This window comes from Kitasatospora sp. HPM-01-4 (assembly GCF_051374625.1).
Taxonomy (GTDB): Bacteria; Actinomycetota; Actinomycetes; order Streptomycetales; family Streptomycetaceae; genus Kitasatospora.
On record NZ_JBPQGP010000005.1, the window covers coordinates 4,061,587 to 4,078,316 of the forward strand.

14 protein-coding genes are annotated in these 16,730 nt (G+C 72.4%); 9 read left to right on the forward strand and 5 right to left on the reverse strand.

Going from position 1 to position 16,730, the window contains the following annotated elements; translation table 11 throughout:
- The first annotated feature begins 302 nt into the window (after positions 1 to 302).
- The 5 genes from ACSMTC_RS17585 (at position 303) to ACSMTC_RS17605 (ending at position 5,700) form a co-directional block, all read left to right on the forward strand.
- Complete coding sequence (locus ACSMTC_RS17585) at positions 303 to 1,580, forward strand: sensor histidine kinase (protein WP_436560644.1); 1,278 nt, start codon at positions 303 to 305, stop codon at positions 1,578 to 1,580.
- A 63-nt stretch (positions 1,581 to 1,643) separates the two neighbouring features.
- A complete protein-coding gene (locus ACSMTC_RS17590) occupies positions 1,644 to 2,282 on the forward strand; it encodes a response regulator (protein ID WP_436564721.1) in 639 nt (212 codons plus the stop codon).
- Positions 2,283 to 2,760: 478 nt separating this feature from the next.
- Positions 2,761 to 4,071, forward strand: coding sequence for a Na+/H+ antiporter NhaA (gene nhaA, locus ACSMTC_RS17595; protein WP_436560645.1), 1,311 nt, complete (start codon positions 2,761 to 2,763; stop codon positions 4,069 to 4,071).
- A gap of 114 nt (positions 4,072 to 4,185) precedes the next feature.
- Entirely contained in the window at positions 4,186 to 4,665 is a 480-nt protein-coding gene (locus ACSMTC_RS17600; RefSeq protein WP_436560646.1) for a phage holin family protein, read from the forward strand.
- A gap of 75 nt (positions 4,666 to 4,740) precedes the next feature.
- Positions 4,741 to 5,700, forward strand: coding sequence for an alpha/beta fold hydrolase (locus ACSMTC_RS17605; RefSeq protein WP_436560647.1), 960 nt, complete (start codon positions 4,741 to 4,743; stop codon positions 5,698 to 5,700).
- Positions 5,701 to 6,121: 421 nt separating this feature from the next.
- On the opposite strand, the gene ACSMTC_RS17610 is transcribed toward ACSMTC_RS17605, so the two are convergent.
- The 4 genes from ACSMTC_RS17610 to nth form a co-directional block, all read right to left on the reverse strand.
- The gene (locus ACSMTC_RS17610) at positions 6,122 to 6,820 is read right to left on the reverse strand and encodes a metal-dependent hydrolase (RefSeq protein ID WP_436560648.1); all 699 of its coding nucleotides are present in this window, start codon (positions 6,818 to 6,820) and stop codon (positions 6,122 to 6,124) included.
- A 288-nt stretch (positions 6,821 to 7,108) separates the two neighbouring features.
- On the reverse strand, positions 7,109 to 8,293 hold the full coding sequence (locus ACSMTC_RS17615) for a MarP family serine protease (protein WP_436560649.1): 1,185 nt from the start codon (positions 8,291 to 8,293) through the stop codon (positions 7,109 to 7,111).
- A gap of 165 nt (positions 8,294 to 8,458) precedes the next feature.
- Positions 8,459 to 9,163 carry an NUDIX hydrolase gene (locus ACSMTC_RS17620; protein ID WP_436564722.1) on the reverse strand — a complete coding sequence of 235 codons (705 nt, stop codon included), beginning with the start codon at positions 9,161 to 9,163 and terminating at the stop codon, positions 8,459 to 8,461.
- Positions 9,164 to 9,168: 5 nt separating this feature from the next.
- Positions 9,169 to 10,050 carry an endonuclease III gene (nth, locus tag ACSMTC_RS17625; protein WP_436560650.1) on the reverse strand — a complete coding sequence of 294 codons (882 nt, stop codon included), beginning with the start codon at positions 10,048 to 10,050 and terminating at the stop codon, positions 9,169 to 9,171.
- A gap of 248 nt (positions 10,051 to 10,298) precedes the next feature.
- Here nth and ACSMTC_RS17630 point away from each other — a divergent pair, with 248 nt between their 5' ends.
- Positions 10,299 to 12,962, forward strand: coding sequence for an ATP-binding protein (locus ACSMTC_RS17630; RefSeq protein WP_436564723.1), 2,664 nt, complete (start codon positions 10,299 to 10,301; stop codon positions 12,960 to 12,962).
- A 29-nt stretch (positions 12,963 to 12,991) separates the two neighbouring features.
- On the opposite strand, the gene mca is transcribed toward ACSMTC_RS17630, so the two are convergent.
- Complete coding sequence (gene mca, locus ACSMTC_RS17635) at positions 12,992 to 13,882, reverse strand: mycothiol conjugate amidase Mca (protein WP_436560651.1); 891 nt, start codon at positions 13,880 to 13,882, stop codon at positions 12,992 to 12,994.
- A gap of 150 nt (positions 13,883 to 14,032) precedes the next feature.
- Here mca and ACSMTC_RS17640 point away from each other — a divergent pair, with 150 nt between their 5' ends.
- From ACSMTC_RS17640 to ACSMTC_RS17650, 3 genes are all read left to right on the forward strand, one after another.
- Entirely contained in the window at positions 14,033 to 14,674 is a 642-nt protein-coding gene (locus ACSMTC_RS17640; RefSeq protein WP_436560652.1) for a TetR/AcrR family transcriptional regulator, read from the forward strand.
- A gap of 168 nt (positions 14,675 to 14,842) precedes the next feature.
- Positions 14,843 to 16,066 (forward strand): sensor histidine kinase, encoded by a 1,224-nt coding sequence (locus tag ACSMTC_RS17645; protein WP_436560653.1) that lies wholly within the window; start codon positions 14,843 to 14,845, stop codon positions 16,064 to 16,066.
- On the forward strand, positions 16,063 to 16,719 hold the full coding sequence (locus ACSMTC_RS17650) for a response regulator (protein ID WP_436560654.1): 657 nt from the start codon (positions 16,063 to 16,065) through the stop codon (positions 16,717 to 16,719). Before ACSMTC_RS17645 ends, ACSMTC_RS17650 begins: the two co-directional genes overlap by 4 nt.
- The last annotated feature ends 11 nt before the right edge of the window (positions 16,720 to 16,730 follow it).

The following is a 16,730-nucleotide window of genomic DNA, read 5'->3' on the forward strand; positions in this document are numbered from 1 at the left end:
CTGGTGGGGTGCTGTCGAGCGCTCCCACCAGCCCTCGCCCCGGCCGGTTCCACCTGCACCTGCCGGGTTGAACCCGACGTAGCCGGAGAGGTCATGCTTCACCCCCAGGGAGCCACAACTCTCCGTTCCACAGCCGGAGCTGATCCAAGATTGGCTTGATCTCCAAGCTCCGAACACCACAGCTGGATCCGAGGCCGCCGGCACCTCGAAGGACCGGCCGTTCCGGTGGCAGAACGTGTGACGACATCATGGGCACGGTGGAGAAGAGCGAACGCACAGGCCGGCGATCTCCGGGCGGGCGGATGACCCGCCGGATCCTGCGGGAGCCGTTCACCGCGCAAGCCTGGCGCGGGGTGCTGTACTCGCTGCTGAGTCTGCCGCTGGCCCTGCTCGGCCTGGTCTCGGTGGTGCTGACCATCGCGTTCGGCATCCTCTCTGCCGGGCTGCTGGTCTCGCCGCTGCTGGCGCTCGTCCTCAGCCTGGACCGCTGGTTCGGCACCCTGCACCGGCTGCTGGCCCGCCTGCTGCTGAAGCTGGAGATCCCGTCCCCGCGACGGCCACCGCGCTCGCCCGGCCTGTCCGGCTTCCTCGGCCACCACCTCGGGGACTCGGTGGCCTGGCGTTCCGTGGCGTACCTGGCACTGCGAGTGCCGCTGGGTCTGGTGCAGTTCACGCTCGGCTTCGCCTGGTGGGCGTACGGGGTGCTGTTCCTCTGCTATCCGGTGCTGTGGCAGCTGGAACCGATCCGGGAGACGGACGCGCACGGAGTCAGGCACAGCTTCGGTCTCGAGACGAACGGCTTCTACTTCGACACCTGGCCCCGCGCCCTACTGGTCAGCGCGGTCGGCGTGATGATCCTGCTGATCGCTCCCTGGCTGGCCCGGGGGCCGCTGGCGCTGGACCGCTGGCTGCTCCCCCGGCTGCTGGGGCCGACCGCGACCTCGCTCCGGCTGGCCCAGCTGATCGAGACCCGTGAGCACGCCATCAACGAGGCGGCCGCGACGCTGCGCCGGATCGAGCGCGATCTGCACGACGGTGCGCAGGCCCGGCTGGTGGCGCTCGGCATGCGGATCGGGCGGGCGGAGAGCCGGCTCGCCAAGGGGGACGCCGCGAAGGCGCAGGAGCTGCTGAAGGAGTCCCGGCAGGAGACCAAGGAGATCATCCAGGAGCTGCGCGAACTGATCCGCGGTATCCACCCGCCCGCGCTCGACTCGGGTCTCGGACCCGCGCTCAACACCCTGGCGGCACGGTCGGCGATCCCGACCACGGTACGGATCGAGACGCCCGAACGGCCGCCCGCCGCGGTCGAGACGATGCTGTACTTCGCCGCCGCCGAACTGCTGGCCAATGCGGGCAAGTACAGCGGCGCCGAGCGGATCGCGGTCTCGGTGCTCGACCACGGGGGCGGGCTGCGGCTGCGGGTGACGGACGACGGCCGGGGCGGCGCCCGGTTGGACGGCTCGGGAAGCGGGCTGCGCGGCCTGGCCGAGCGGGTGCGCACGGCGGACGGCGCCCTGACGGTGGACAGCCCGCCCGGTGGGCCGACCACGGTGACGGTCGATCTTCCAGGCACACTGTGACGGCGGCGCGGCCGAGTACGCGCCATCGATCCGAGGAATCAACAGGGGGCGGGTTCCGTGCGAATTGTGGTGGCCGAGGACACGGCGATCCTCAGGGCCGGTCTGGTGCAGCTGCTGGAGGACGAGGGCCACGAGGTGGTGGCCGCCGTCGCCGACGCCGAGCAGCTGAAGGCGGCGGTGGCCGAGCACCGGCCCGACGCGGTCGTGTCCGACATCCGGATGCCGCCCACCCACACCGACGAGGGCCTGCGCGCGGCGATCGAGCTGCGGGCCGCCCAGCCCGGCCTGGCGGTGCTGATCTTCTCCCAGTACGTGGAGACGGACTATGCGGCCCGGCTTCTGGCCGGCGGCTCGGCCGGGGTCGGCTACCTGCTCAAGGAGCGCGTACTGGACGCCCAGGACTTCGTGGACGCGCTGGAGCGGGTGGCGGGCGGCGGTACGGCGCTGGACCCCGAGGTCGTGACCCAGCTGGTCGGGGCGAGCCCGAGCCGCAGGACGGTGGACGGGCTCAGCCCGCGTGAGCGCGAGGTCCTCGGGCTGATGGCGGAGGGACGGTCCAACCGCGCCATCGCCGCCCAGCTGGTGGTGACCGAGCGGGCGGTCGAGAAGCACGTGGCGAACATCTTCCTGAAGCTGGACCTGCCGGTCTCGGCCGCCGACCACCGGCGAGTGCTGGCCGTACTGCGCCACCTCGGCGCCTGATCTTCGCCCTCCGGGTCGCGGGCTTCACAGCCACCCGGCGTCCCGCACGCCCGGCCCTGCCCACCAACCGACGCTCCGCGCCCAGCGCTGCCCACCACCCGCCGTCCCGCACGCGCGCCTCTTCACAACACCCGACGCCCCGTGCTGCCCGCTGCCCGACGCCCTGTGCACCCGGCGCTCCGTGCACCCGGCGCTCCGTGCTGCCCGCTGCCCGACGCCCCGTGCACCTGATGCTCCGCCCCGTCGCCGCGCGCCCGACCCTTCACCCGCGCCCACCGCCCCGCACCCCCAACGCCCCACCCCCACGAGCCCCACCAGAAAGGGATATAGAGAATAAAATATGAAAATCCGGATATCGCGCTGAAGTTCCCGGTAGACTGTCAAAAACGCAACAAGATCTCTGAGGCGCGCCGGGAAGTCTGGTCGGCACTGCACCACCGGTGCATCCACCCGCCACCCCCGCCCTGGAGGTCCCATCGTGGCCACGCCGCCGCCCACCGATCGTCGCCAGTTCCTCGGCCTGCTCTCGCTTCCCGAGCGCAGATACATCACCGACGCGCTGCGCACCGAGACCGTCGGCGGCATCCTGCTCCTGGCCGCGGCCGTGATCGCCCTCATATGGGCGAACGTCTGGCCGCACGCGTACCACAGCCTCCAGGAGCTGACCGTAGGCCCCTCGGCCCCGCTCCACCTCGACCTGAGCCTGGAGACCTGGGCCAAGGACGGGCTGCTGACCATCTTCTTCTTCGTCGCCGGGATCGAGCTCAAGCGCGAGTTCGTCTCCGGTGAACTGCGCAGCCCCCGTGCCGCGATCCTGCCTGTGATCGCCGCGGTCTCCGGGGTGGCGCTCCCGGCGATCGTCTTCGCCCTCGCCAACAGCGGCCCGGGCGGCCATCCCGCGGGCTGGGCCATCCCGACCGCCACCGACATCGCCTTCGCCCTCGGCGTGCTCGCCGTGGTGGGAACCCACCTGCCCTCCGCGCTGCGGGCGTTCCTGCTCACCCTCGCGGTCGTGGACGACCTGATCGCCATCCTGATCATCGCGATCTTCTACAGCCACGGCATCAAGTTCTGGGCACTCGGGCTCGCCTTCGCCGGCCTGGTGCTGTTCTGGTTCCTGCACCGGCGCGGTGTCCACGGCTGGTACCTGTACGTGCCGCTGGCCCTGGTGATCTGGGCGCTGATGCACGAGAGCGGGATCCACGCCACGGTCTCCGGCGTCGCCATGGGCCTGATCCTGCGCTGCCACACCGAGGGAGACGAGAAGCACTCTCCCGGCGAGCACATCGAGCACCTGGTGCGTCCGTTCTCCGCCGGGTTCGCGGTGCCGGTCTTCGCCCTCTTCTCGGCCGGGGTGGCCCTCTCGGGCCCCGCGCTGTACCAGGTCTTCACCCAGGCAACGCCGCTCGGCATCATCCTCGGCCTGCTGGTCGGCAAGACCGTCGGCATCTTCGGCGGCACCTGGCTGACCGCCCGGTTCACCAGGGCCGAGCTCAACCCGCAGCTCAAGTGGGCCGACATGTTCGCGGTCTCCACGCTCGCGGGCATCGGCTTCACCGTCTCACTGCTGATCACCGAGCTGGCCTTCCCGGGGGACCCGGCCCTCGCCGACCGCGCCAAGGCCGCCGTCCTGGTCGGCTCGGTGCTCTGCGCGCTGGTCGCCACCGTGCTGCTGAAGCTGCGCAACCGGCACTACCGGCAGCTGTGCGACGAGGAGGACCTCGACTCGGACGGCGACGGCATCCCGGACGTCTACCAGCGTCAGGCGGGGCTGGCCCGGCCGCAGTGACACATCGCCTGGGAGAGCCCCCGGAGTGGTGCCTGACTGACCGGTAGAGGCATGATTCTGAGCTGTAGAGCAGACCGTGTTGACCATGTTGACCGCGTTGAAGGAGAACAGCTGATGCCCTCAGGAACCGCAGACCCGTCCAGCAACGGCCGGGTGCCCTACGAGGGCGAGCGTTCGGTGGGCCAGCTCTTCGCCGCGGCCACCGCCGACCTCTCCTCCCTGCTGCACGACGAGATCGCGCTCGCCAAGGCGGAGATCCGGCAGGACGTCAAGCGCGGTGTCTCCGGCGGCGTCTCACTGGCCGTCGCGGGTGTGGTGGCGCTGGCCGCCATCCCGATGCTGAGCTTCGCCGCCGCGTACGGTCTGCAGGCGCTCGGGCTGACGCTGGGCTGGTCGTTCCTGATCGTGGGCGGGGCCTACCTGGTACTGGCCGCCGTGCTCGGGCTGCTGGCGCTGCGTTCGTTCAAGAAGATCGAGAAGCCGCACCGCACCATCGAGGGTGCCCAGGCGACCGCGGACGTACTGAAGAACGCCCGCCCGCGCCCGGCCACCAAGGAGGAGATCGACCGGGCCCTGGGCCGCATCCCGCAGTAACCGGGAGGGCGGCCCGACAGCGGCCCGGCGAGTGCCGGGGACGTGTTCCGCGCCAAGGTGTGACAGGCTCTCGGTATGCCGTTGGACCAGAAGCCCGTGCCCGCCCCGGCCCCCGACCCCGGGCCCGCCGAGACCGCCTGGACCGTCCGCTCGGACGGTCCTTGGACACACCGCGACCTGGCGGCCAACGGTGCCCGCTTCCACATCGCGGAGGCCGGCGAGGGACCGCTGGTCCTGCTGGTGCACGGCTGGCCCGAGTACTGGTGGACCTGGCGGCACCAGCTCACCGCCCTCGCCGAGGCCGGATTCCGGGCGGTCGCTCTCGACCTGCGCGGCGTCGGCGGCAGCGACCGGACCCCGCGCGGCTACGACCCCGGCAACCTGGCGCTCGACATCACCGGGGTGATCCGCTCGCTCGGCGAACGGCGGGCCCACCTGGTCGGCCACGCCAGCGGCGGTTCGCTGGCCTGGGTGGCGGCCGTGATGCGCCCCTCGGTGATCCAGAGCCTGACGGTGGTCTCCGCCGCACACCCGCGCCGACTGCGCCGGGCCCTGCTGACCGACCGGCGGCAGATGGCCGCCTTCGACCACGTGCTCGGTTTCCAGCGGCCGTGGATACCGGAGCGCCGGCTGGTCGCGGACGACGCCGCGCTGGTCGCCCAGTACCTGGACGCCTGGACCGGTCCGAACCGGCTGCCGGCCGACGCCGTCCGGGCGTACCGGCAGGCGATCCAGATCCCCAGCACCGCGCACTGCTCGATCGAGCCCTACCGCTGGCTGCTGCGCTCGATGGCCCGGCCCGACGGGATCCAGTTCGCCCGGCGGATGAAGAAGCCGATCACCGCGCCCACCCTGCACGTCCAGGGCGCCGCCGACCCGGTGCTGCTCTCGCACACGGCGCTCGGCTCGGGCGAGTACGTCGAGGCGCCCTACCGGTGGCGGCTGCTGCCGGGGATCGGGCACTTCCCGCACGAGGAGGTTCCGGAGCAGTTCTCGGCCGAGCTGATCAGCTGGGCGCGGGAGAACAAGGCTTAGACCGACCGGCAATAGGACCCGCGGCGTCGCGTGCCGGTCGGCCTTAGTACGGCGCGACTGACAGCCCGCCAATGTGGCGGCTGATCATATGACAACCGCATAGGACAAATGGACCGCCCGTATGCGGTTACCTCCCTCGGCCGACGGGCATCCATCCGGTATGACCTGGATGCCCGATCGCGAAGCCACGCCGCGCCGAGGCCGCAGCAGCTCGCAGCACCCCGTTCAGCAGCCCGAATGGTCGCTCGACGATGCCGGGCGGCCACGACGGACAGGGGCGCACCGGATGGGCATCCCACGCATTCTGGGGCGGCGCGCTCGCTGGGTGAGCGCGCGCCTGCGGCGCGACGGCTGAGGGGCGCGCCCCTGGTCTGGAGCGCGCCCCTCGTGTTGCCGACCGGTCCCGGCCGGTTCGCGGCGGTCAGTTCACGACCGTGGGCCCCAGGCAGGCGAACCCCAGCATCACGAAGGTCACCGCACTCATGATCGGGACCAGGACGTTGGTCTCCATCTTGTTGCCGGTGCGCTTGATCAGGACGATCTCGTAGCGCTCCTTGTGCGGCCAGAGCAGTGGCGCACCCATCTTGGTGAGGCAGTCACCCAGCAGGTGCGCCAGCGTGCCCAGGGCCACCGCGTAGGGCAGCCAGCCGGGCGCGTCCGGCATGAAGCGGTCCAGGACCACCGTGCCCAGCACGGCCAGTCCGACCACCGTCAGCCAGGTGTGGTGCCCGTGGCCGGGCGCGTGGGCGTTGAGCGCCTTCAGCGCCATCGCCAGCAGGAAGAACGACATGCCGATGGTGAACCAGCGCCCGCCGAAGGTCACACCCGCCCAGGTGCCGCCGCCCATCAGCGCGACGAACAGCAGCGAGTGGGTGGCGTGCCGGTGACCGCCGGAGGCCCAGGCGACGAAGCGGCAGAGCGCTTTGGAGACCGGGCCCAGGAAGTTGGCGATGGTGCCGTCGTGGTGGTCCAGGTCCGGCAGCAGCGCGGCGCCCGCGCTGAGCACCGTGCCCATCAGTATGGCCGCCGGCCCCAGGTGGATGCCCAGCAGCAGCGGAGGCAGGAACGGCGCGGAGACCGCGTACAGCATCGCGCCGCTGACCGCATGCGAGTGACCCATCATGACGTTCTCCTGACCTCCCGTCGGCCCCGTTCCGGTACTGCTCGGTTGAGCCGAACGGGTGAGCCCGGCCGACGCTACCAGGACGAACTGACGCACCGCCGGATCCTGGATCCGGCGGTGCGTCAGGTGCGGTGCGTCAGGTGCGGTGCGTCAGGTGCGGTGCGTCAGGTGCGGTGCGTCAGGTGCGGTGCGTCAGGTGCGGCGCGTCAGGTGCGGCGCGTCAGGTGCGGCGCGTCAGGTGCGGCGCGTCAGGTGCGGCGGGTCCGGTGCGGCGGGTCCGGTCGGTCAGAGTGCGCAGCCCTGGGTGTCCACCCGGGTGTTGGCCGTGCTGCCGATCGCGGCGTCCTCGCGGACCTCGTCGGCGGTCAGCACGTACCCCGTGTCCGAGCTGTCCAGGGACTTGGCGAAGACCACCCCGTAGACCCGTCCCTCCGGGCTGAGCAGCGGGCCACCGCTGTTGCCCTGGCGGACCAGGGAACGGACCGAGTAGACGTCGCGGACCACCTGGCCCCGGTGGTAGATGTCCGGGCCGTTGGCCTGGATGCGGCCGCGGATCCGGGCGGGCTGGACGTTGAAGCCGCCGTTCTCGGGGAAGCCCGCGACGATGGCGCTGTCGTTGGTCCTGGCCTCGCCGGCGAAGTCCAGTGCCGGGGCGTTCAGCTTCGGGACGTCCAGGATGGCGATGTCCCGCTGCCAGTCGTAGCGGACCACCGTGGCGTCGTACAGCTGGCCGATACCGCCGATCTGCACGGTCGGTTCGTTGACGCCCCCGACCACGTGGGCGTTGGTCATCACCCGGTGCGGGGCGAAGACGAACCCGCTGCCCTCCAGCGTCTTGCCGCAGGCGGTGGCGGTCCCGACCACCTTGACCAGGCTCTGCCTGGCCCGCGACACCGCCGGGCTGCCCGCCAGTGCCGGGTCCGGCGCCTCGACCTCGGTGATCGGCTCGTGCTCGAAGGGGTTGAAGACCTGCGGGAAGCCGTTGCGGGCCAGCACCTTGGTGAAGTCGGAGAACCAGTTCGGCGCGTCGGAGGGCAGCGTGCTCTGCACCCCGCCGAGCACCTTGGACGTGCGCACCTGCTTGGAGATGGTCGGCAGCGAGGTGCCGGCCAGCGCGGAGCCGATCAGCCAGGCGACCAGCAGCATCGAGACCACGTTGACCACCGAGCCGCCGAACGCGTCGAGGGCCCTGGCCTGGCGGCGGCCGATGTGGCCGCGCAGCTTCCAGCCGAAGTGCGTGGTCACGGCCTGGCCGACCGCCGCGAAGACGATCACCACCAGCACCGCGACCACCGAGGCCGTGGTGCCCGGGCTGAGATGGCGCAGCAGCAGGGGCAGCACCTGCACCGCGATCAGGCCACCGCCCAGGAAGCCCACGACGGAGAGCACGCCCACCACGAAGCCCTGCCGGTACCCCGACACGGCGAAGCCGAGCGCGGCGGCGATCAGCAGCAGATCCAGGACATTCACCCCGATACCCTCCCATGAGCACCCACGCGGAGGGCGGCGGCCCCGGTCGTCGCGGCCGTGGCGCCCGGGCCCGGGCTCATGACCTGGCCTGTTCCCGGTTTCACGGGCCGGCCGGTCTCGGACGCGACACGACGGTGCGCACCTTCGGGCCGGCGGCCGTGGCCGTCAGCCGCGCGGGCCGGCGGCGCTGCGCGTGGCGAGGCCGGCGGCCTCGTCGGAGAGGATGAGGGTACGGGTGGTGTCCCACGGGCGCTCCAGTCCGCTGTAGTGAAGCACGCGGTCGATCACTCCGGCCGTGAAACCCCAGACCAGCCGTCCCGCCACCTGGAAGGCCGGGCCGAGGTGACCCGAGGGGTGCTTCAGGCGGACCCGGTTCCCCGGCTCCGCCAGGTCGGCGATCGGCACCCGGAACACCGCGCCGGTCTCCGCCGGATCCACCGGCGCCACCGGTGTCTCCCTGCGCCACCAGCCGAGCACCGGGGTCACCACGAATCCGCTGACCGGGATGTAGAGCGCGGGCAGCGTGGCGAAGACCTGCACACCCGACGGGTCCAGGCCCGTCTCCTCCTCCGCCTCACGCAGCGCGGCGGCCACCGGCCCGGCGCCGTCCGGGTCGCCGTCCTCCGGGTCCAGCGCACCGCCCGGGAACGAGGACTGGCCGGCGTGCGAGCGCAGCGACCGGGCCCGCTCGATCAGCAGCAGGTCGGGCCCCGACGGCCCGTCGCCGAAGAGCATCAGCACCGCCGAGCGCCGGCCGCCCTCGGCCGGTGGCAGGAACCGGCTCAGCTGCTCGGGCCGGACGGTCTCCGCGGCCGCCCTCACCGGCAGCAGCCACTCCGGCAGTCCGTCCCGTTCCACCAGCGCGGTCATGCCCGTCACGCGGCACCCTCCGTCGTCGCCCTGCCCACTGCCCCTGTAGACGCCGGAGCGGCGCCGTTCGTTGCGGGTGCGGCCGCCTGGCCCGGATAGTCGGCCGGCGGCCTGAGCCGCTGCCCGGGCTGACCGCCCAGTTCGTACTTCAGCAGCTTCCGCGCCTTCTCGGGGTCGGTCTCCCCCACCCCGTACGAGGGGCAGAGCGGGGCGATCGGGCAGGCGCCGCAGGCGGGCCTGCGGGAGTGGCAGACCCGGCGGCCGTGGAAGACCACGCGGTGCGAGAGCATCGTCCACTCGGACTTCGGGAAGATCTCGGCGACCGCCGCCTCGACCTTCTCCGGGTCCTCCTCGGTCGTCCAGCCGAACCGCCGGGCGAGCCGCCCGAAGTGGGTGTCCACGGTGATCCCGGGGACGCCGAAGGCGTTGCCCAGCACGACGTTGGCGGTCTTGCGGCCCACGCCGGGGAGGGTGACCAGGTCCGCCAGGCGGCCCGGGACCTCGCCGTCGTAGCGGTCGCGGATGGCGGCGGAGAGACCGAGCAGCGCCTTCGCCTTGTTCCGGAAGAAGCCGGTCGGCCGGATCAGCTCCTCCAGCTCCTCCGGGTTCGCCGCCGCCATGTCCTCCGGCGTCGGGTACTTCGCGAAGAGGGCCGGGGTGGTCTGGTTGACCCGCAGGTCCGTCGTCTGCGCCGACAGCACCACCGCCACCAGCAGCTCGAACGGGTTCTCGAAGTCCAACTCCGGGTGCGCGTACGGATACAGCTCCGCCAACTCCCGGTTGATCTTCCGCGCGCGCCGCACCATCGCCAGGTGCGACTCCGGCTTGCCCGCCTTCACGGCCGGTTTCGCCTTCTGCTCGGCCTTGGGGACCTTGCTCTCTGCCATGCACGAAGGCTACGCCCGACCGACACCGGCCTGCGGCCGATTCACAGGCGACGGTTCGTCCGGCGAGTCCGTGGCGGAGCCGCGTACAGACCCGCGGTGGCATATGCAAATGCCGTCCCGCCGCCGCCCGTACGGCGCTAGCCTCGGCGGGGGAGGGGACGGACATCGAGGAGGGGCAGGGACATGCGGTGGCCGAGCAACTGAACGGACTGCCACGGCAGGATCACGAGGCCGTCGGGACGAGGAGCCTGGTCCAGCATCCGCTCTACGAACGCGAGTCGGAGGTCGGATCGGCCGCCAGAGCGATCCAGGCCCTCTGCCGGGCCTCGGACGAGGCCGACGGTGTCGGACTCGGCGAACTGCTGGTCTACGTCGGCCCTGCCGGTCTCGGCAAGACCGCTCTGCTCACCGAGGCCCGTCGGCTGGCGAAACTCGCGCACTGCACCGTGCTCTTCGCCCGTGGTGGCGAGCAGCGCCGCCACGAGCCGTTCCACGTGGTGCGCCAGCTGCTGCAGCCCGTGCTGGCCGAACTTGCGGACAGCGAGCGGGAGCAGGTCTTCGGCCACTGGTACGACATCGTCGGACCCGCCGTGGGCCTGCTCCCGCCCGCCGGCCGGCTCGACCCGCAGGGCGTCCGGGACGGCTTGGACTTCGTACTCATCCAACTCGTCCAGCGCCGCGCGCCGTTGGTCGTCATCGTCGACGACCTGCACTGGGCGGATCCCGAGTCGCTCGGCTGGCTGGCCTGCTTCGCGCTGCGCGCCCGGGAGCTGCCGGTCCTGCTGGTGTTCGCGTGCCGTGACGAATTCCCCGATGAGGCTCTGGCCTTCCAGCGGAGCATCGTCCACCGGGCCGGCCGGCTGCACGAACTCCGCCCGCTCCAGCCCGACTCGGTCGCGAGCCTGGTCCGCGCCTGTCTGGGGGACGAGGCCGAGGATGCCTTCTGCCGCCATGTGTGGGCGGTCACCGGAGGCAACCCGTACGAGACCGCCGCGCTGCTGCGCGAGGTCCGGGACCAGCGGCTGGACCCGGTCGACGGCAACTCCGACCAGCTGCGTGAACTGGCGGCGGACGCCCGTGGGATGACCCTCGGCCACTGGCTCGACAAGCTGGGGCCGAGCACCCTCCAGTTCGCCTGGGCGGCCTCGATGCTCGGTACCGGCATCCGCCCCGAACTCGCGGCCGCCATCTGCGCCCAGGGGCCCGACACCGCGGCCGAGTCCGTCAGGGAGCTCCGCAGGCTCCGTGTGCTGACCACCACGGCCGAGGGGCGGCTGGAGTTCCTCCATCCGCTGATCGCCACCTCGATCTACCAGTCCATGCCGCCGGGCACCCGCACCGGCATGCACGGAGTCGCCGCCACCGCGATCGAGAACGCCGGCCTCGGTCTGCTGGCCGCCTCCCGGCACCTGCTGGAGACCCTTCCGGACGGCGACGACGAGACGGTGCGCAAGCTGCGCCGGGCCGCCGCCGAGCACCTGGCCATCGGCGCGCCCGAAGCGGCCCAGCGCTGCCTGCGGCGGGCGATGAGCGAGCCGCCGGACGACGAGGACCGGGCCGGTGTGCTGTACGAACTCGGCTGCTCGGCGCTCCTCACCGACCCGGCCACCACGGTGAACCAGCTGCGTCTCGCCCTCGACGAGGACCGCGGGCTCACCCCGGAGCTCAGGGTGGACGCGACCTTCCGGCTCGCCCAGGCACTGGCGCACAGCAACCGGCTGGGCGAGGCCGCCGAGGTCTGCGCCGAGGAGGCCGCGCGTACCGCCCCGGGCCCGGGCCGGCTGCGGCTGGAGGTGGCGCACTTCATGTTCGCGGCCTTCCAGGCCGAGGAGCAGGACGGCCCGGGCCGTTCCCGGCGGCTGGAGGAGTTCGGCCTGGGCCTGCCCGGACACGACTCACCGGCCGGGGCCGTGCTGGTGCTGCGCTGCTGGGACCTCACACTGCGGGGCGGTGACTTCACCGAGGCGATCGCCCTGGGGGAGTCGGCCCTTGAGAACGGCCGGCTTCCTCAGGAGCTGGGCTGGACCAACACGACCTGGGGCTTCGAGCTGCCCGGCATCCTCGGGATCAGCTACCTCTACGCCGACCGGGTGGACCGCGCGGAGGCGCTGTTCGGCGAGGCGGTGCTCGCCTACCAGGTCGCCGGGTGGAGCGGCGGCCATCTCGGGTTCGCGCTCTTCCTGATGGGTCTCCTCCGGTTCAGGTGCGGCGTTCTCGACGAGGCGGAGGACTTCCTGCGGCGCGCGCTGCGGACGGCCGAGCGCATCGCGCCGGGCATCCCGCTGCAGTGGTTCGCCGTCGGGGTGCTGGCCGACACGCTCCTTGCCCGGGGCAAGGCCGAGGAGGCCTGGGAGCTCGCGCAGAAGTACTCCTTCGGCCCGCCGTACCCGACGGTGATGGTCCTGCCGGACGCCCCGACGCTGTACGGCAGGCTGCTGCTCGCGAAGGGCGATGCGGCGGGAGCGGCCGAGGCCTTGTCAAAGGCGGGGGCCGCCCTGGACGCCCGCGGCTGGCGCAACACGGTGTGGGCGCCCTGGATCGGCCATCTGGCCCTCGCCATAGCACCGCAGGACCCGGACAGGGCACGGGAGTTGGCGGCCGAGGCGGTACGCCGCGCCGAGGAGTTCGGCCCCGACTCGGCGGTCGGCAGCGCCCTGCGGCTGTGCGCGGCGGTCCACGACGGGCCGCGCGCCCTGACCATGCTCGAGGACGCCGTCCGCCGACTGGAACGCTCCCCCAGCCGCTACGAACACGCCCTCGCCCTGGTCGACCTGGGATCGGCGCTGACCGAGGCGGGCCGCCCGGCCGACGCGCGCGGCCGTCTCGGCCAGGGTCTGGAACTGGCCCTGCGCTGCAAAGCCGACGGGTTGGCGGATCGGGCGCGCAGCGAACTGTCCAGGCTGGCGGGCTGATGCCCTGAAGGGGAGTCGATCCGAAGCGGTCAGACGCCGGGCCCGGCCGACCCGCGCCGCGCGGCGGGCCGGAGGCCGGCGAAGAGGTCGGTCTCGGGGAGCGGGGTGCCGACCAGGGTGCGGGCCAGGTGGTAGTCCTCGGTCGGCCAGACCCGGCGTTCGATGTCGCGGGGGTGGGCCATGAAGCCCGTGTCGGGGTCGATCTGGGTGGCGTGGGCGAGCAGGGCCCGGTCCCGGGTCTCGAAGTGGTCGGCGCAGTGGACCCGGGTGGTGGTGGCGAGGACGGGCGCGGTGTCGGGCCAGTCGGCGAGGACGGGCGCCATGGCCGAGTCGACGCCTGCCGCGGTCATCGCGTCGTGGAGGGTCTGGAACCACTGCCGGGAGAACGCGGCGTGGTAGTAGAGCTTCAGGGGCTGCCAGGGCCGGCCCGCGTCCGGATAGCGGGCGGGGTCGGCCGAGGCGTCGAAGGCCGCGCTGGTGATCCGGTGGGTCTTGATGTGGTCGGGGTGGGGGTAACCGCCGGTCTCGTCGTAGGTGACGACCACGTGCGGGCGGAACTCGCGGATGAGGGCGACCAGCGGCTCGGCGGCGGTCTCCAGCGGCTGGAGGGCGAAGCAGCCGTCCGGGAGGGCTTCGCCGTCGGCGGGCAGACCGGAGTCGACGAAGCCGAGGAAGCGCTGCCGGACGCCGAGGATCTCGCGGGCCGCGGCCATCTCGGAGCGCCGGACGGCGGCGAGGTCCGCCCTGACCTCCGGACGGTCCATCCGCGGGTTGAGCACCGAACCGCGTTCGCCGCCCGTGCAGGTGGCGACCATGACCTCGACGCCCTCGGCGGCATAGCGGGCCAGGGTGGCCGCGCCCTTGCTGGACTCGTCGTCGGGGTGGGCGTGGACGCTGAGCAGGCGGAGTGCGTCGGCCATCAAGCTTCCTTCGGTCACGTGGCTGTGCTGGTAGGCCAGTTGGCGGGGTGCCGGGTACGACGGCCATGAACGCAAATGTAGGCCGGACCTAATTTTTATGTCAAGCATAATTATTGGGCTCGACCCATCCCGCTGGGTAGGATCGAGGCCATGGCAGCAGGAACCCCGAGCGTGCGCGAACTCAACAAGCAGCGGACCCGCGAGGCGATCTCGCACGCGGCCACCAGGCTGTTCATCGACCGCGGCTTCGACCGGACGACGATCGCCGATGTCGCGAGCACCGCGGGGGTGGCCAAGATGACCGTCACCAACTACTTCCCGCGCAAGGAGGACCTGGTCCTCGACATGCACGAGGAGCTGGTGGCCGGCCCGGCCCGTGCGGTGGCCGAGCGCGCGCCCGGCGAGTCGGCGCTCGCCGCGCTCCGCCGCGACTGCCTGGCCGAACTGGAGCGGTGCGGGCCCGCCCTCGGCTTCTCCGGGCCGGAGTTCATCGGCATGATCACCGGCAGCCCCGCACTGCTGGCCCGGCTCCGCGAGATCCACGAGCAGCGGGAGGAGGCGCTCGCCACCGCCCTCGCCCGGGAGACCGGCGACGAGTTCACCGCCCGGCTCGCAGCCGGGCAGCTCGACGCGGTCCGCCGGGTCCTGTTCAACGAGGTCCTCCGCCGCACGCTCGCCGGACAGGACAACCGGACGATCGCAGCCGGGATGGCCGAACCCGCCCGCCGGAGCTTCGAGTTGCTGGACCCAGCGCTCGGGGACTACGCGGTACGGGCCGACGGGGCCGCCTGACCCAGGACCGGCCCAAGGCCGCCGAAGCGGGCGGAGCGGACGAGTGCCGTCCACCGGACGCGGCAGCCGCCTCGGCGTCGCCGGGTGCACGGCTCACGGCGCAGTCACCCGTGGTCGTACAACCCTGGTCCGATGCCCTGGCCAGAGTCCCGTCGCTACGATCCCCGCATGTACGAGACGCCGCCCCTCCCCCTGCTGAAACGCGTGCCGCCGGGCATGTGGACGGCGCTGGCCTGGTGCGTCGCCGTGGCCTATCCCTCGGTGGTCTCCGGGGCGTCGCGCTACACCCGCGGTCCCCATGCCGGTGACGCGATGCCGACCCACCGGGACCTGTCGCTCGCCCTCCTGGCCAGCGTCATCGCCTTCGCCTCCTGCGCCGTACTGCGCCGGCTGCCGCTGACCGCGCTCGCCCTGCTGCTCGTCGCCTCACTCGCCGCCACCAACGCCTGGACGTACGGGGCCGAGCTCTCCCCGGTGCCCCTGCTGGCGGTCTACGTCGCGCTCTGCCTGGTCACCGCCACCGCCTCCCGCCGCAGGGCGCGCGCCGCCGCGGCCATGGTGTTCACGGTGCTGTTCGGCCATCTGACCCTGCTGCCGGAGCTGGGCGGCCACCTGTTCCTCACCGGCCGGAGCATCGGCCCCTCGGACGCCGGTCTGCTGGTGGCCGTCATCGCCTGGCTGGCCGGCCGGTCGATGCGCCAGTCCCGGGACCACGCCGAGATGTTGGGCGCCCATGCGGCCACCCAGGCGGTGACCGCCGAGCGGCTGAGGATCGCGCGGGAGCTGCACGACATGGTCGCGCACAGCATCGGCATCATCGCCCTGCAGTCCGGTGCGGCCCGGCGGGTCATCGACACCCAGCCGGCCCGGGCGCGGGAGGCGCTGGGCGAGATCGAGACCGCCAGCCGGGAGACGCTGTCGGGGCTGCGCCGGATGCTCGGGGCGCTCAGGCAGGGCGAGTCGGACACGGGAGCGGAGGAGGTGCCGCTCCACCGGATGCCCGGTCTGGCGGACCTCGACCGGCTGGCCGCCGCGACGACGGCCGCGGGCGTCCGGGTCGACGTCCACTGGCAGGGTGAGCGGCGGGCACTCCCGCCCGACGTCGACCTGTCGGCGTTCCGTATCGTCCAGGAGGCGGTCACCAACGTGGTGCGCCACGCCGGCAGCGGATCCTGCCAGGTGTCGATCGACTGCCGGGAGGACGAGTTGGCCATCGAGATCGTCGACGGCGGACGCGGCCGGGGCAGCGGCACCGACACCGGTACCGGTTACGGTCTCGCCGGGCTGCGCGAGCGCGTCGCCCTGCTGCACGGGGAGTTCTCCGCCGGACCGCGTCCCGAGGGCGGCTTCCAGGTGGCGGCCCGCCTGCCCGTACCGACAGGAGTCCGATGACCGTCCGTGTGCTGCTCGCCGACGACCAGCCCCTGATCCGCGCCTCGCTGCAGATGGTCATCACCGACGCCGACGACCTGGAGGTGGTCGGGGAGGCCGGGGATGGCATCGAGGCGGTCCGGCTGGCCGGGGAACTCCGCCCCGACGTGGTGGTGATGGACATCCGGATGCCCGGCATGGACGGGATCGAGGCCACCCGGCGGGTCACCTCCGGGCCCGGTGCGGCCCATGTCGTCGTGCTGACCACCTTCGACGACGACGACTACGTCTACGCCGCGCTGCGCGCGGGAGCGTCCGGGTTCCTCGTCAAGGACATGGCGCTGGACGACATCCTCGCGGCGATCCGCGTGGTCGCCGCCGGAGACGCCCTGATCGCACCGGGGGTGACGCGCCGTCTGATCGCCGAGTTCGCCGAACGCCCCGCCCCCTCCCGGCGACGGAGGCCGGTGGACGGCCTCACCGACCGGGAACGCGAGGTGCTGACCCTGGTCGGCCGCGGCCTGTCCAACCCCGAGATCGCCACCGAGCTGGTCATCAGCGTGGCCACCGTGAAGACGTACGTGACCCGACTGCTCGCCAAGCTGGACGCCCGCGACCGGGTCCAACTGGTCATCATCGCCTACGAGACGGGCCTGGCCGCACTGCCCCGGTGAAGGGTCGCCGC

What these genes read in the sequence shown, in the direction of transcription:
- ACSMTC_RS17605 (WP_436560647.1), top strand. Translation starts at nt 4,741, where the DNA reads ATGCCGTTGGACCAGAAGCCCGTGCCCGCCCCGGCCCCCGACCCCGGG.
- ACSMTC_RS17610 (WP_436560648.1), bottom strand. Translation starts at nt 6,820, where the DNA reads ATGGGTCACTCGCATGCGGTCAGCGGCGCGATGCTGTACGCGGTCTCC.
- ACSMTC_RS17645 (WP_436560653.1), top strand. Translation starts at nt 14,843, where the DNA reads ATGTACGAGACGCCGCCCCTCCCCCTGCTGAAACGCGTGCCGCCGGGC.
- ACSMTC_RS17620 (WP_436564722.1), bottom strand. Translation starts at nt 9,163, where the DNA reads ATGACCGCGCTGGTGGAACGGGACGGACTGCCGGAGTGGCTGCTGCCG.
- ACSMTC_RS17600 (WP_436560646.1), top strand. Translation starts at nt 4,186, where the DNA reads ATGCCCTCAGGAACCGCAGACCCGTCCAGCAACGGCCGGGTGCCCTAC.
- ACSMTC_RS17640 (WP_436560652.1), top strand. Translation starts at nt 14,033, where the DNA reads ATGGCAGCAGGAACCCCGAGCGTGCGCGAACTCAACAAGCAGCGGACC.
- ACSMTC_RS17650 (WP_436560654.1), top strand. Translation starts at nt 16,063, where the DNA reads ATGACCGTCCGTGTGCTGCTCGCCGACGACCAGCCCCTGATCCGCGCC.
- nth (WP_436560650.1), bottom strand. Translation starts at nt 10,050, where the DNA reads ATGGCAGAGAGCAAGGTCCCCAAGGCCGAGCAGAAGGCGAAACCGGCC.
- ACSMTC_RS17585 (WP_436560644.1), top strand. Translation starts at nt 303, where the DNA reads ATGACCCGCCGGATCCTGCGGGAGCCGTTCACCGCGCAAGCCTGGCGC.
- mca (WP_436560651.1), bottom strand. Translation starts at nt 13,882, where the DNA reads ATGGCCGACGCACTCCGCCTGCTCAGCGTCCACGCCCACCCCGACGAC.